Genomic DNA, 15506 nt, shown 5'->3' with positions numbered 1-15506 from the left:
CCCGTTGAATTCAGAGGAGGAATTTTATTATGAAATTATTAAAGAGAATGGCTGTGCTGTCTTTAGTAGTTCTTGCCCTTGGCGGATGTACAAAGAGCAGCATTTCAACAGATGCACCGGTGTCCGGAAGTGAAGAGATCGATCCGGCAAAGACAGAGGCAGATGACGACGATGAGACACTGCCGAGAGACCAGAATTTCCTTGTAGAGGACGAGACAGTCGAGACAACAATGTACGACTGGGAGCAGGCACAGAGCGAGTGCGACGGACTGTTCAACGATACAACTGCATTCCCGCAGTCTGTAAAGATGGAGTTCACTTATGATGAGTCCGCTTTAAATATCGGTCTCACATGGACAGTTAAGAACGATACAACAAACGATGACGCGATGGATTACGCCGTAACTATGGTAAAACAGTTCAACGACATCATCGCAGCACAGAGCATGGATCTTGAGAACTCCAGCGCTGATTCCTTCGGAACACTCTGGAACCAGTTCTCCCTTGACGTGAAAGTCGTTACTGAGGGAGGAAAGACACTCGTAGATAAGAGCTACAAAGCCGGCGAGAAGATCGACCTCAAGAGCAGTGAGTCCGCAGCAGCAGGTCCGGAGGACGTTGCCGACGATTCACCGAAGAAGCTTGACGAGACAAAGGCTGCAAAATAATTGACCAAATAATTGAAATAATTACGAAAAGGTAATCAATTTAGAATCAGAAGACGGCGGAATGTTTTCTCACAAAGTCGGGGAAAACATTCTGCCATTTTTTATTTACACGAACAACGCGCCAAGGTCCGCGCTTGCACGAGACTTTGGCGACTGTCGCGATAACAAGGGGAAATTCGCGAAGCGTGTTTTCGCTTGTTTAAGACATGAAAAAATGACAAAGCGCCGCAGTTCTCATCATGGGAACAGATACGGCGCTTTTGGTGTGTTTGTACATTTATTTTGCACACTGCTTTACAAAATACTCGAACATCGGAAGAGAGTCCACGCACTCCTTCGGGTTCGTGACCGGACCGGTCATGCGCTCCGGATGCCACTGTACGGACCAGATCGGAAGAGATTCATGCTGGATCGCTTCTGTGAAGGTGTGACCGTTGGATTCGCCCCATGCGATCGCCTGGAAGCCGTCGCCGAGTTTGTCGAGTGCCTGGTGGTGGTAGCTGTTTACTTCCATGGACTCTCCGTAGAGGTTTCCGAGAATGGAATCACTCTTGATGCGCACCGGATGGCAGACTCCCTTGGAGTGGTCGCCGCCGAGCTGAGTCGGGATATCCTGGGTGAGTGTGCCGCCGAAGTATACGTTTAAGATCTGGATTCCACGGCAGATGCCCCAGATTGGTTTTTTGCGGTCCACGAACGCTTTGATGATCTTGTATTCGAGGTCATCGCGCTGCGGATCTGTGATAACGAAGTCAAACATTTTCTCCTGGCCATAGAGCTTTGGCTCAACGTCCTTGCCGCCGCTTAAGAGAAGACCGTCAGCAAGATCCGCATACTCCTCAGCGCAGTCATTGTTGACAGCGAGGATCGGGATACCGCCTGCGCGGCGGATATTCTCCGCATAGTTCTGGTTTAATGCCCATGTCGGTGTTCCGTTGGCTGCTGCACCGGTTCCACCGGTCAGTAAGATCAATGGTTTCATAATCTAACTCTCCTTTTTTCTTATTGCCCGCCTGCCCGCCCCCGGCAATGAAAATTTCCGGGAATATCCGGCTGTTTCATATACAGACAGGTCGGAAATTTGCTCTCCCGCAGTTGTAAAAAGTTCTGACAGCCGCGAGAAATATGATATACGGGTCAAAGAAGTCCGGTCCCGGTATCATGAGTATATGATAATTCTGCCGGTTTGGACAGAGATCATCCGCATGTATCATAAAAATTCATATCATCACGGCCGCTCAGAGCCGCCGTGGGTTTTTCGGATTATCCGACGTCGAGTCCGCTGTGGTACGAATAGTTTCCGAGCTCCGCGAGGAGCGCAGACATATCCGGCGGTCCGGCGGGGACATTCGCGATCAGGAATGCATTCAGGTAGTAGTAGACCGCATTGCATTTCTTTAAGGTCTGCTGGTACAGATCCGGGAAAGACGCCATGGAGGCGATGGAGTGATCCCATGGATTCGTCCAGACTTCATGATCCAGGTTCAGGATCTCATGGACCTTTGCGGAGAGCTTATCGGTCACCAGCTTTTTGGATGCGATCGGATGCTTTAAAAAGATGGATTCCACGGATCCGATCAGATGCGTCTTGTGACCCGCGGGATCGGACAGGATCCGGCTTCCGAAGCGGATCGCAAAGATGGACCGGGCAACCATTCCCTCCGTCACCTGAAAATTGTTCTTTTCTGTGATCTGGTAGTAGGTGCGGTTGATGCACCTGCTCAGGTATCTTGAGACAAACTGGCTTTCCTGTGTGTTCAGACAGAGAGAAGCGGCCTGATTGAATTCAGACGGCTTTTTGTGTTTGAACTTCCACAACAGGATCGCGTCGATATCATTCTCGAGCGCGGCATGGAGTCCATGACATTCGGACTTTTTCTTATCGGTCTGGAACTGGATCCTTCCGTAGACGAACGGGTGACAGATCGAATCGGCGATATAGTGGCACATGAACCCGGCGAGAAACGCCGCTGCCTCCTCTTTCTGCTGTCTTGAGCGGATCTCAGAGAGTTCAAGAAGACTGTTCTTAAAAAAGTCGTTCACCTGATACTCGTGCATATGGGAGCCAACATTGCGGTAGTCTCTGTGACGGAGGATCGGGACATTATAGAAAAAGATATCCGGTCCCTGGAGTCCAAGCTGGTACAGCCAGCGGTATTTGGATATCACATGTTTTAAATAATTGTTCGGGAGGTCATTGTAGGCTTTCACACCGAACAGATAGTGGGTCGTAAATCCCGGCACAGGGATCATCTCCTTTGAAAGAAAATGCCAAGGTCTCACGCCAGCGCGGACTTTGGCTCGTTGCCTGTGTATAAATGCTGCCAACGGCAGACACTACAGTTATTATAGCATACCTGTGTGAAAATGGGAATAAAACGTAGAGAGAAACTGAGAATGGCGTGTGATGGGAATGGGAGCAGGGAAACGTCATATCGTAGGAGACGGAGCTTTGAGATGAACATGATCGGGAAAATTCATGGGATCGTCTGGGGACCGTGGACGCCGGTCCTGTTTTTGATGGTGGGCTTTGTATACAGTGTGCGGATCCGGTTCTTTCAGATCAGGAAGATCCCGGACTGGTGGAATGCGACGATCGGGAATCTTTTGCATGACAGGAGTGAGCACAGGGGATCATTCCGGTCGGCATGTACGGCGCTGGCGGCCACGATCGGGACCGGGAATATCACCGGAGTCGCGGCGGCTGTGATCGCGGGCGGGCCTGGCGCCGTGTTCTGGATGTGGGTCTCCGCGTTCCTTGGAATGGCGACAGCCTACGGGGAGACAGTCCTGGGGATCCGGTACCGGGAAAAGGGTCGGGACGGCGGCTGGATCGCGGGGCCGATGATGTATCTGGAAAAACGGCTGGGATGTTTATGGGCGGCAGTTCTGTACGGATCGTTCTGCATTCCGGCGGCATTCGGGATGGGCAGCATGGTGCAGGCCAACGCGATCGCGGAGACCGTATCCTATGTGTACGGGATCCCGGAGGCGGCGGTGGGCATGATCGTTGTGACTCTTGCCGGGAGTGTGCTGGCGGGCGGCGGAAAGCGGATCTTTCTCGCGGCGGAGCGGCTTGTCCCATTGTCTGCCGGGATCTACACGGCGGCAGCGCTGGCGGTGATCGTTTTGTATGCAGGACGTATTCCGGGAGTCTTTTTGGCGATCATGGCGGATGCTTTTTCGTTCCGCAGTGCAGTGGGCGGGATCGCGGGGTACGGGATCTCGCAATGTGTCAGCTACGGGATCGCGCGGGGCGTGTTCTCAAATGAAGCCGGACTCGGAAGTCTTGCGGTCTTAAACGGAAGTGCGGAGACGGCGGAGGAGATCCAGGGGCAGTGGGCGATCTTTGAGGTGTTTTTTGATACGATCGTGAGCTGCACACTGACGGCGCTCGTGATCCTCTGTGTGGCGGGCAGAGGGGCGGCTTCGGAGTCTGGTGCGGAAAACGGGACGTCGCTCACGAGTCTCTGCTTCTTTACGGCGCTTGGAAGTCCGGGCGGGTATCTGGTGGCAGTCTGTGTGGTCCTGTTTGCATTTTCCACGATCATCGCCTGGTATTATATGGGGCGGCAGGCGGCGGAGTATCTTGGAGGGAAGATATCGGGCAGAATTCCGGCAATTTATACGGCGGGATATCTTCTGGCGGCGTTTCTGGGGTGCCTTGGGGCGATGGAGACGGTGTGGCAGGTGGCAGATATCTTTAACGGGCTCATGGCGGTGCCAAATCTGGCGGCGCTGGTTTTGCTTGTTGGGGAGATCGATGCGCCGGGAGAGAAGGAGCGGGATACGGGAAAGCGTGAGACGGCGGAATAAATACCGTGGTCGGCCGTGGGGCACAGCGGGAGGAGATGCTTTGGGTGAAAATAAGGGATTTCAGGTGTTCATATCTTGTTCAAAAAGTTTTCAAATTTCTTTTACACAATTCACACGATTTCTTCATGTTTTATGGATATCATATAACCATAAACAGAAAGACATCTGATACAGATGCTGCTTATAAGATTTTTTTCATAATACTCGAGCTGATAAGTGATTATCAGCTCTCCTCCCTTTTTCAAATAATCATTTTGTAGAAGAAAAGCACTCGGCGGGGTGCTTTTTTTCGTGTGTCGGCAAATCTTGAAAAATCCCGGAAAGTTTTAGTATAATGAAAGCATATTTCGTAAGAAAAACAAGACATCATATGTTCATATAAAGGAGAACGGACCGAATGGAAGAAAAGGTTTATGAATATTTAAAGGCGCTTGTGGCAGTTCCAGGAATTTCTGATACGGATGATGAGAAGATGGCGGCGGAAAGGATCGGGGAGATCTTAAAAGCGCAGTCGTATTTTCAGGTTTATCCGGAGAATTTTGGAGAGATCATGATCCCGGGGGATGCGAAAAAGCGTCCGCTGGTGTATGGACTGGTGCGGGGGAATAAGAGTTCCGGGCGGACGGTCATTTTTACCGGTCATTATGATGTGGTCGGTGTGGAGGACTATGGTCCGTTGAAACCGCTGGCGTTTTCGATGGAGGAGCTGAAGGCGGCGTTTGAAAGGGAGTACAGTGAGCGGATGAGCCGCAGGATGGCTGAGGTCCGGAGTTGTGAAGATGCGGGCGAAATGCACGGGAGAGAGGGCAGCAGTGCTGCAACGCTGCGTGCGGGTTCAGCGCATGATCCGGAGGAGGATTTCTGGAAGGATGTTGTGTCAGGGGAGTGGATCTTCGGGCGCGGTGCGGCGGATATGAAGGGCGGACTGGCGGCAGGTCTTGCAGTTCTTGACGAGATCGGAGAGCAGGTTCTTGACGGGACGGACAGATTGAATGGAAATATCCTGTTTCTGGCTGTGCCGGATGAGGAATCTTATTCGGCCGGTATGAGAGGTGCGGCAGGATTTCTCATGGATCTCAGGGAGCGGGAAGGACTTTCCTATGATCTTCTGATCGATCTTGAGCCGATGAGCCGGGATGAGGAAGGTCAGGAGGTATTTCTCGGATCGGTCGGGAAATGTATGCCGGTGGTCCTTGTACAGGGCAGGACGGCCCATGTGAGCAGATGTTTTGATGGGATCAATGCGGTCGGCGTTCTGGGGCGGATGTTTGAGAAGACGGAGCTCTCAGCGGAGTTTGCCGAGATGTTCGACGGGGAGGTCTGCATGCCGCCCACATGGCTGAATTTCCGTGACAGGAAGCGGGAGTATGATGTGTCAGTCCCGGCCAGGGCCGCCGGATATCTGAGCGTTCTGAGTTTTAGGTCGGGGTCGGAGGAGATCATCGAAAAGCTTCGGGAGTGCGGGTATGAAGCATTTTCCGGGTATATCGATAAGATGGAAGAAGAGCGGAAAAAACTGGAAGGGAAGCTGTGCGGAAGGCGAATCCTTAGAACAGAAAATGTTCCAGAAGATATTGAAAGGACAGCAGGCGGACAGGAAAAAAATCAGGATTTTGAAGTGCTCTCTTTTGCGGAACTTGCGGAACGCTGCCGGGAAAAGGATTCCGATGGATTTGAAAGATTTTTCCGGGAACAGAAAACCCAGATGGAGCAGAAGATCCAAAACGGAGAAACAAATTATCCGCAGGCGACGATCGAGCTGATGACCGAAGTTCTGGACTGGTCGGGGATCACGACACCTTTGATGGTATTTGGGTTTGCGCCGCCACTTTATCCTGCCTACCACAGCGACCAGATGGCGGGAAAAGAGGGCGTCGGGAGTTTTCTGTTCCGGAAGATCAAAAAGGTATCGGAAAATGCCGGCTGCCCGGTGAAGAAAGTCCACTATTTTACGGGAATTTCCGATCTGAGCTATTGTGGTGTCTGCGGGGAAATGGGTTTTTCCGGTTATGCGTCGGAGACTCCACTGTGGGGAGACGGTTACCGGGTCGATTTCAAGGAGATCGGGAAGTTGAATATCCCGGCGGTCCTCCTTGGCCCATGGGGAAAGGACATCCACAGACGGACAGAGCGCGTGAACCGAAAGAGTCTTCTTGTGGAGCTGCCGGAGATTTTGCTGGAGCTTGCTGAGACAGCAGTGTGAACGGATCTGCAGATCAGAAACCTCCTGACTGCAGACTCGTGACAGAAGACCGGTGGAGAAAGACTAGGAAAAATAAAGGATTTGTCTAAAAACTGTAAGAGAAAAGATAAGATACTTCCATAGTTTTCTGCTATACTCCTTCATATAAGATGATACAGGGCAGGGAAGGTGAAACGGAGAGCTCCGGGACCCCTGAGTAAGGACCATGTACATAAAAAGCCGGGAATTTATTTGTCAGGCGGACGTTTGGAGAAAAGGAGGAATCAGTATGAAAAAAAGAATGTTGACAGCGATCGGATTATCAGCCATGCTAGCAGTTTCTCTTGCGGGATGCAGTACGAGTGTATCGGTGCCGGATACGGTGAGAGTTGAGAACGTGGGAGACAGCGCGGACGGAAAGATCACGATGGACAGCAGCGAGACCGTGAAGATCGTCCCGGACATGGCAAAGATCGTGTTCGCGGTGACGAGTGAGGCAAAGAAGGCGGATGAGTGCCAGCAGAAGAATACGGAAGCTCTGAACTCTCTGACTGAATATCTGAAAGGACAGGGGATCGACGAAAAATCGATCACGACATCCGGGTACAGCCTGAATCCGCGGTATGACTGGAGCTCCGATACAAGAAAACTCATCGGATATGAGATGCAGACGGAAGTGACTGTCTCCGACGTGACGGTGGAGCAGGTTGGGACGCTGCTTTCTGGCGGAGTCAACGCCGGTGCAAATGAGATCTATTCCGTATCCTACTATTCCAGCGGATATGATGATGCGTATGCGGAAGCGTTAAAGAAAGCGGTCGAGCTGGCGAGAACAAAAGCACAGGCGCTCGCAGAGGCCAGCGGACGGACACTCGGAGATGTGGTCAGCATCGAGGAATATTCGGACAACCAGTACGGCAGATACATAGACGGCGGCGTGAACCTGCAGAAAGAAAGTGTGTCGATGGCAGCAGGAGCAGAGAATGCGGTTGAGGACATGAACGTGATGCCGGGAGAGATGGAAGTTGATGCGAATATCAAGATCGTGTTCTCCATGGTTGATTAAGAAGTAGTGTATTGGTGAGCATCCGATCAGGAGCACTCGGTAATTCAGGAAAGCTTCCGCTAAGCCTCCGTGTGACTGCTAAAGGCCGCGGGCTAAGAGGAACCAGATCCCTGAATTAAGGCGCTCCTGCTCGGAGTCTCACCGCTGCTGTATGGCATAGAGATAAAATGTTGCCATGAAAAATTGTGGACATCCGGGGCCATGCCCTGTATAATATAGGGTAATCGGCAGCCGGAAGATTCCTGGACGGCTGCAGCAAAAAAAGAATGAAGACGCAGCCAGCGGAAGAAGAAAATCTGTTTTCTGAGCCAGCGGTCGTGTCTGAGGAAAAAGGAGAAAGACAATGGCAGAAAAGAAAAATCCGGTCATTACCATCGAAATGACAAACGGCGATATCATCAAAGCTGAGCTTTACCCGGACGTTGCTCCGAATACGGTAAATAACTTTTTAAGTCTTGTAAATAAGGGATTCTATAACGGACTGATCTTCCACCGCGTGATCAAAGGCTTCATGATCCAGGGCGGATGCCCGGACGGCAACGGAATGGGCGGCCCGGGATACTGCATCAAGGGAGAGTTCTCCCACAACGGTTTCCAGAATGATCTGGCACATACCGAGGGCGTTCTCTCCATGGCCCGCGCGATGAACCCGAATTCCGCAGGTTCCCAGTTCTTCATCATGCACAAGGATGCTCCGTACTTAAACGGTGAGTATGCGGCATTCGGTCAGGTTATCGACGGTATGGACATCGTCAACAAGATCGCTGAGGTCCGCACCGATTACAGCGACCGCCCGATGAAGGAACAGAAAATCAAATCCATCACAGCAGAGACCTTCGGCGTAGAGTATCCGGAACCGGAGAAGTGCCGATAAAAATGGCAGTTGGATTCCAGACATGGAAAAGTACTGTTTTTGAGCTGTCATGCATTCGGAAGAAGCTGCCGGAGGAGATTCGGCAGGTGTGCAGGCGGAGCAGGAACAACTGCCGCAAATATAAAAAAGGAGACGTGCTATGCAGGAGACCCGTTATGCAGTTGTAGACGGTGAGGAAATTCCTGTCCTGCTCTCCGATGAAAACGAGGCTCTCCTGGCGGCAAAGGCTGCCGGGAGGGCCATTGTTGGCTTATGGAGAGAAGACACACAGGGGGATGAGTGGTGCGCGGCGGACACATTGATCGCGGATGTGGAGAATGCGGACGAAGAGTTTTTGGAGCGGATCGCGAGAAGGCATCTTGGGCTGCCGTGGGCGATCTGCGAGACGGATCGGCTTAAGATCCGGGAGATTGCGGAAGGCGATTATGAGAAGATCGTAGAGAACCATGTGGATGCCGGACTGGACACGGTGGAGAAGGTAGCCGATTACACAAAGCACCATTATGAGGTGTTTGAGTTTGGATTCTGGGCGGTCGAGGAAAAGAAAAGTGGAAATCTCACCGGTATCGTGGGATTCCGGATCCCGCAGGATGATGACATCGGGGATGTGGATTATTATGTCCTGTCCCTGGATGATGAGAATATCCTGGATGACACGCTGGAGCTGGGCTACCATATTTTCCCGGAATACCGGAGAAAAGGATACGCGAAAGAGGCATGCCGGGCGGCGATCGAATACGCTGAGGAAGAGTTTGGAACTGTCCAGTTTATCGTCAGGATCGGGAAGGAAAACATCGTGTCAAAGAAGGTCGCGGAAAGCCTGGGATTCGTGCGGACGGAATAAAGGTTTATTGAGGAAAAAAGTCATTAATTCTGCAAGATTTCTCTTGTCAAATGGTGTATCAATCATGTATATTAAACATTGTATACAAACAACACAAATACAATTTGATGATACCAGGGTAACAAGCTTAAAGGTTCGGCTCAAGCCTGCCTGCAGGAGAAGCTTTAAATTTGTTCCTGGGAATGCGAAGCATTCCGATGGTAGGACTTGCGTGTAGAAAATATAGAAGGTGATAACATGAAAGACCATTTAGACCTCAAAGCATATGCCAAGATCAACCTTGGCCTGGATGTGGTCCGGAAGAGAGAGGATGGGTACCACGAGGTCCGCATGATCATGCAGACCGTGAACCTGTACGACCGGATCGAGATGGACCGGACCGAAGACGGCGTGATCAGGACGGAGACGAATCTCCCGTTCGTTCCGGACGGAGAGGGAAACCTTGCGTGGCGCGCGGCGAAGCTGCTTCTCGATGAAAAGGGGATCAAGGACGGCGTGACCATAAAGATCCGCAAATATATTCCTGTTGCGGCCGGCATGGCCGGAGGCAGTACCGATGCGGCAGCCGTTTTAGTCGGTGTGAACCGGATGTTTGATCTTGGATTCACGAAAAAAGAGCTTATGGAGCGGGGTGTAAAGCTCGGCGCGGATGTTCCGTACTGTATCATGCGTGGAACGGCCCTGTCGGAGGGAATCGGTGAGATCCTGACAGAGCTCCCGGCACCGCCGCAGTGCCATCTCGTGATCGCGAAGCCGCAGATCTCCGTGTCAACGAAAGCGGTATACGGAAAACTGCGCGTGAATGAGCTTGCATCGGAGGAACACCCGGATATCGATGGCATGATGGCGGCGATCAAAAATGGTGACCTGGACGGTGTGATCGAACGTCTTGGAAATGTCCTGGAGACCGTGACGGTCCCGGATCATCCGGAGATCGCGGAAATCAAGGAAATAATGGTGGAGAACGGCGCCTGCGGCTCCCTGATGAGCGGCAGCGGGCCGACGGTATTCGGTATATACAGGGACAGGGAACTGGCAGAAAAGGCCTGTCAGGCCCTCAGGGAGGCGGATGACGGGCGTCTGACCCGCCAGGTGTACCTGACTGAATTCTACAACCGGAAGAAAGCCAGATAGAGGAGTAAAGACACGATGACAAATCATTTTGAAGTAAATATGGATGAATATCTGCCGCTCAGGGATGTCGTATTCAAGACCCTGCGTCAGGCAATCTTAAAAGGAGAACTGGAACCGGGCGAGCGCCTGATGGAGATCCAGCTTGCGGAGCGGCTTGGCGTGAGCCGTACCCCGATCCGAGAGGCGATCCGGAAACTGGAGCTGGAAGGTCTGGTCCTCATGATCCCGAGAAAGGGAGCGGAGGTTGCAAAGATCTCCGAGAGCAACCTTTGGGATGTTCTGGAGGTGCGCCGTTCCTTAGAGGAGCTTGCGATCGACCTCGCATGCCAGAGGATCACCGAGGAAGAGCTTGATGAGTTAAACAAAGCGGAAGTTGACTTCAAGGCTGCGATCGAGAACGGAGATGCGATGCAGATCGCCCAGACAGATGAGAGCTTCCATGAGATTATCTACAACAGCACGAAGAATCAGAAGCTGGTGCAGATCTTAAATAACCTGAGAGAGCAGATGTACCGCTACCGCCTGGAGTATATCAAGGATGCGGACAAGCGCCAGATCCTCATGGTGGAGCATGAACACATTTTAAAGGCACTGACACTGCGCCATATCCAGGAGGCGAAGATGGCTGTGCGGGAACACATCGATAATCAGGAGATCACGATTCTCAAGAATCTGAAGGAGCAGGAAAATGACATTCAAAGAAAAGTACCAGGCAGGAGAAATTGAATTTGAAGCGATCGACGACTATGTCGATGAGTGGAACAACAGCGATGACGAGAGAACGCTGGCGAAATTCCTCGGTCTCAACGCGGACGAAGAGGACGCGTGGATCGATGATGGGGATGAGGCTCTGAAGGAGATGCTGGACGCCGGGAAGCAGTAGCTTTAGTATGCTCGTAGCTTAAGGTCACAGATATGTGAAAAGGTTACGGGCAAACGTATAGGAAGAAAGGAGAGTCTTCATGACAACAGTTACACTTGGAAAGACCGGGATCACGGTGAATAAGAATGGATTCGGCGCGCTTCCGATCCAGAGAATCACGAAGGAAGAGGCCGCAAAGCTTTTGAGAAAGGCATATGACGGCGGAATTACATATTTCGATACGGCGAGAGCATACTCTGACAGTGAGGAAAAGATCGGATATGCCTTAAGTGATGTCAGAAACCATATCTATCTTGCGACAAAGACAGCGGCAACGACAGCAGAAGGCTTCTGGAAGGATCTCGAGACAAGCCTTCGTCTTTTAAAGACGGACTGTATCGATGTATACCAGTTCCACAACCCGGCAGTCTGTCCGAAGCCGGGCGATGAATCCGGCCTCTATGACGCTGCTTTAAAGGCAAGGGAACAGGGAAAGATCCGGTTCATCAGCATCACGAATCATCGCCTTGCGGTTGCAAACGAGGCGGTGGATTCCGGTCTGTACGCGACGTTGCAGTTCCCGTTCTGCTATCTCTGCAGCGAGAAGGATCTGGAGCTCATGGAAAAGTGTAAAAAGGCAGATATGGGCTTTATTGCCATGAAGGCATTGTCCGGCGGCCTGATCAACAATTCAAGAGCCGCTTACGCGTTTCAGGCGCAGTACGACAGCGTACTTCCGATCTGGGGTGTCCAGAAGGAACATGAGCTTGACGAATTTTTAAGCTATATCGACAATCCGCCGGTGATGGACGACGAGATCCGCGAACTGATCGAGAATGACAGAAAGCAGTTATTCGGAAGCTTCTGCCGTGCCTGCGGCTACTGTATGCCATGTCCGGCAGGGATCGAGATCAACACCTGCGCGAGAATGTCCCTGCTTCTCAGAAGATCCCCGTCCCACCTCCAGCTCACACCGGAGGTACAGGCGAAGATGATGAAGATCAAGGACTGCCTCCACTGCGGTCACTGCATGAGCAAATGCCCGTATGGACTGAATACACCGGAGTTGCTGCAGAGAAACCTGAAGGATTATGAGGAGATCCTTGCAGGCAAGGAGATCCTGCCGGGGAATTTCTAAGGATAGGAAATAGATAGACTTGGCGAAAAGAGGATGGGTGGCTGTCCTCTTTTTGCATATGATGAAAGCGGAACGTGCAAATTTGTCCCTGCAAATGCTTTTGCTATTCTTCGTATTCCCTGAGTCTTATTTTATGTCTTGATAAATATAAGCTTGATTTCCACCGGTTCCGGCGGGGTAACTTTTCAATATGAAATTGTTGTGATTCAGTCAGAGTATAGTTTTGTAGTATTCCAAATACTATCTCCGCGGGTATTATGACATTTTAGAAAAGGAATGTTAATACGAAGATGGAAATGAACGGTAACCAGTCAGCGCAGCAAGTGTACAGATCTGTTCACAGTTACAAAGAAGCTATCTTGTGACATAAGCCTTCAACAGCTCAAAGGTATTGTGAACTCCGTCCATATGGGAGCGTTCGTAATTATGGGAAGCATAGACTCCAGGACCGATGAGACCGTGACGGATATCATATCCGGCGCGCAGGGTAGTCTCCACATCGGAGCCATAATGTGGATAAACATCAATGGCATAATCCAGCTTTTTCTCCTTCGCAAGGTTGGAAAGAGCCGTGATCAGATCATAGTTATAAGGGCCACCGGAATCTTTGGCACAGATCGAAACCATCCGTTCGGTGCAGCCAAGGTCGCTGCCGACACAACCCATATCGACAGAAATCATCTCCTCTGTATCATCCGGTACGACACTTCCGCCGTGCCCTACTTCTTCATATACTGTAAATAATAAAGAAACCTTGCGGTTCAGCTTCCAGGCATCTTCGCGTACTGCTCTGGCGAGACCCAGCAGGATAGCGGCGGAAAGCTTGTCATCAAGAAAACGGCTCTTGATGTATCCGCTTTCTGTCACAACAGTGCGCGGGTCCATGGCGATGATGTCACCGGTCTGGATCCCAAGCGCCAGAGTATCCTGATCGGAAGCGACATTTTCATCCAGCAGGATCTCCATATTTTCTTCGATCAGCTCGGTCTTCTGATCAGCAACGTGGGAAGAAGGCTCCTTGTTCAGCACTACACCGGTGTAAACTCTGCCGTCACGGGTGTGGATCGTGCAGTTCTCGCCGTCCGCCGTGGACCACTGATGACCTCCGATGGTTGTGGGCCGCAGACGTCCGTTTTCCTTGATGGAGCGAACCATAGCCCCCAGTGTATCAACATGGGCTGCCAGTACCAGAGGAGAGCCGGAACCACCCAGGGTAACGAATACGTTCCCCTTATTGCTGCGCTCCGGGGAATACCCTAGAGAAGATAATTCGGACAACAGGTAATCAGTCACTTTTGCTGTAAAGCTGGACGGACTCGGGATAGAAGTTAAGGTGTATAACTGCTCTTTGATAAAATTCATATGAGAGTTCATGTCTACATTCCTCCTGAAGGATATTTCTGATTACTATTGTAGCGAACCGGAGAAGAAAGGTCAACAAAGGACCTGACGAAAAGAAGAACGATCCGGCTCACCGCCAACCGATAACGATCAGGAAATGAGGTCTGCAAATCCGGTGGATACCAGGAATAAGACGAGCATTACGACCGGTACGACATAGCGGATCATGAAACGGTACAGACCGGCGCGCTTGAAGGATTCTCCGTTTCGTTCCACTTCACCGATGATCCAGTCAGGTCCGATCACCCAGCCGATCAAAATACTGGTCAGGAGGGAGATGAACGGCATCAGGAAGCTGTTGCTGAGATAGTCCATAACATCGAGCAGCTGTGCGATGGATCCGTTTGGAAGCTTCAGCTCGAAATAAAGCTTGTTGTAACCAAGACAGATCAGTACGGCAGTAATGAGTGAATAAATACCAACGGCGCCGCACATGCTCTTACGCGGTTTGTGATATAATTCCATGCAGTTTGCGACCAATGTTTCCATAACGGATACGCAGGAGGTCAGCGCCGCGAATCCCATCATCAAAAAGAATGCGATCGCTGCAGGACGTCCGAATACTCCCATGGAATTAAAAACCTTAGGCAACGAGATAAAGATCAGGCTTGGACCGGAAGCCATTCCGTCATTTCCGAGGAATACGAATACGGCCGGGATGATCATCATTCCCGCAAGGAATGCAACACCTGTATCAAAAAGCTCGATCTGATTGGTCGCCTTGTTTAAATCGATCTCATTTTTTACATAAGAGCCGTAGGTGATCATGATTCCCATGGATACGCTTAAGGAGAAGAATAACTGGCTCATCGCGTCCAGAAGGATCTCTAAAAAGCGTTTTACGGTCAATCCATGAAAGTCCGGCTTTAAATAAATAAAGAGCCCCTGTATACCGGTACGGACTGTACCATCGGCATCTGTATGGGACAAGGTCAGGCAGAAGATTGCAATGACCACGATCAAAAGGATCAGTCCCGGCATGATGATGCTGGAAAACTTTTCGATTCCTTTTTCAACACCGCGAAATACGATCCACGCAGTGAGTGCAAGGAAAATCAGCATAAATACGATCGGTGCGACATCGGATGTGATGAAGGAGGTAAAATAACCATCCGCCGCAGCTTCTGTTCCGTCAGAAACAAGATAAATAAAAAAATACTTTGCGATCCATCCGCCGATCACAGAATAGTAAGTCATGATCAGGGCCGGAACCAGAAACGTTAAGCGTCCCAGAAATTTCCATTTCGGATCAAGTGCTTCGAAGGCTCTCAGTGCATTTTTCTTTGTCTTTCGTCCGATCGCAACGTCAGTTGTCAGCAACACAAAGCCAAAGGTCAATACGAGCACAAGATAGATCAAGAGAAACAGACCGCCCCCATCCTTCGCACAGAGATACGGAAATCTCCAGATATTTCCGACACCTACAGCACTTCCGGCAGCCGCTAACACAAATCCGATGGACCCGGAAAAACTACTTCCTTTTTCTTTCATTTTAAATCCCCTTTTCCAATACATGTTTAT

At 50.9% G+C, this 15506-nt stretch carries 14 protein-coding genes; 10 read left to right on the top strand and 4 right to left on the bottom strand.

All coding sequences use genetic code 11. The features are described 5' to 3' along the window. The first annotated feature begins 29 nt into the window (after nt 1–29). Nucleotides 30–668 (top strand): hypothetical protein, encoded by a 639-nt coding sequence (locus FN001_RS15990; protein ID WP_118297217.1) that lies wholly within the window; start codon nt 30–32, stop codon nt 666–668. Between the two features lie 277 nt (nt 669–945). Here FN001_RS15990 and FN001_RS15985 read toward each other — a convergent pair whose 3' ends face one another. Together FN001_RS15985 and FN001_RS15980 are read right to left on the bottom strand one after the other, a co-directional pair. Beyond that, nucleotides 946–1650, bottom strand: a complete 705-nt coding sequence (locus tag FN001_RS15985) for a gamma-glutamyl-gamma-aminobutyrate hydrolase family protein (protein WP_118531021.1) — start codon at nt 1648–1650, stop codon at nt 946–948. A 281-nt stretch (nt 1651–1931) separates the two neighbouring features. Then, complete coding sequence (locus FN001_RS15980; RefSeq protein WP_486463532.1) at nt 1932–2921, bottom strand: zinc dependent phospholipase C family protein; 990 nt, start codon at nt 2919–2921, stop codon at nt 1932–1934. A 204-nt stretch (nt 2922–3125) separates the two neighbouring features. Between FN001_RS15980 and FN001_RS15975 the strand changes: the two genes are divergently transcribed. The 9 genes from FN001_RS15975 (at nt 3126) to FN001_RS15940 (ending at nt 12584) form a co-directional block, all read left to right on the top strand. Further along, nucleotides 3126–4484, top strand: coding sequence for an alanine/glycine:cation symporter family protein (locus FN001_RS15975; protein ID WP_142412500.1), 1359 nt, complete (start codon nt 3126–3128; stop codon nt 4482–4484). 397 nt (nt 4485–4881) lie between these two features. After that, entirely contained in the window at nt 4882–6687 is a 1806-nt protein-coding gene (locus FN001_RS15970) for a M20/M25/M40 family metallo-hydrolase (protein ID WP_142412499.1), read from the top strand. Nucleotides 6688–6955: 268 nt separating this feature from the next. Continuing rightward, nucleotides 6956–7732, top strand: a complete 777-nt coding sequence (locus tag FN001_RS15965) for an SIMPL domain-containing protein (protein WP_182426785.1) — start codon at nt 6956–6958, stop codon at nt 7730–7732. A 343-nt stretch (nt 7733–8075) separates the two neighbouring features. Then, complete coding sequence (locus FN001_RS15960) at nt 8076–8606, top strand: peptidylprolyl isomerase (protein ID WP_021904634.1); 531 nt, start codon at nt 8076–8078, stop codon at nt 8604–8606. A gap of 139 nt (nt 8607–8745) precedes the next feature. Beyond that, nucleotides 8746–9450: a GNAT family N-acetyltransferase gene (locus FN001_RS15955; protein WP_142412497.1), complete on the top strand. Its 705-nt coding sequence runs from the start codon at nt 8746–8748 to the stop codon at nt 9448–9450. A 237-nt stretch (nt 9451–9687) separates the two neighbouring features. Continuing rightward, nucleotides 9688–10584: a 4-(cytidine 5'-diphospho)-2-C-methyl-D-erythritol kinase gene (gene ispE, locus FN001_RS15950; protein WP_142412496.1), complete on the top strand. Its 897-nt coding sequence runs from the start codon at nt 9688–9690 to the stop codon at nt 10582–10584. 15 nt (nt 10585–10599) lie between these two features. Further along, nucleotides 10600–11310 (top strand): GntR family transcriptional regulator, encoded by a 711-nt coding sequence (locus tag FN001_RS15945; protein ID WP_142412495.1) that lies wholly within the window; start codon nt 10600–10602, stop codon nt 11308–11310. After that, nucleotides 11273–11467 carry a hypothetical protein gene (locus tag FN001_RS18540; protein ID WP_015553121.1) on the top strand — a complete coding sequence of 65 codons (195 nt, stop codon included), beginning with the start codon at nt 11273–11275 and terminating at the stop codon, nt 11465–11467. Before FN001_RS15945 ends, FN001_RS18540 begins: the two co-directional genes overlap by 38 nt. A gap of 79 nt (nt 11468–11546) precedes the next feature. Beyond that, entirely contained in the window at nt 11547–12584 is a 1038-nt protein-coding gene (locus FN001_RS15940; protein ID WP_243122057.1) for an aldo/keto reductase, read from the top strand. A 354-nt stretch (nt 12585–12938) separates the two neighbouring features. Here the strand turns inward: FN001_RS15940 and FN001_RS15935 are convergent, their stop codons facing one another. Next, nucleotides 12939–13958: a M42 family metallopeptidase gene (locus tag FN001_RS15935; RefSeq protein ID WP_142412494.1), complete on the bottom strand. Its 1020-nt coding sequence runs from the start codon at nt 13956–13958 to the stop codon at nt 12939–12941. 117 nt (nt 13959–14075) lie between these two features. Beyond that, a complete protein-coding gene (locus FN001_RS15930; protein ID WP_142412493.1) occupies nt 14076–15476 on the bottom strand; it encodes a sodium-dependent transporter in 1401 nt (466 codons plus the stop codon). Nucleotides 15477–15506: the final 30 nt, after the last annotated feature.

Origin of the sequence: Clostridium sp. Marseille-P7770 (genome assembly GCF_902143525.1) — a bacterium.
GTDB lineage: Bacteria > Bacillota > Clostridia > Lachnospirales > Lachnospiraceae > Pilosibacter.
Note: the sequence above shows the minus strand (reverse complement) of the source record. Positions and strands in the feature narration are given on the sequence as shown.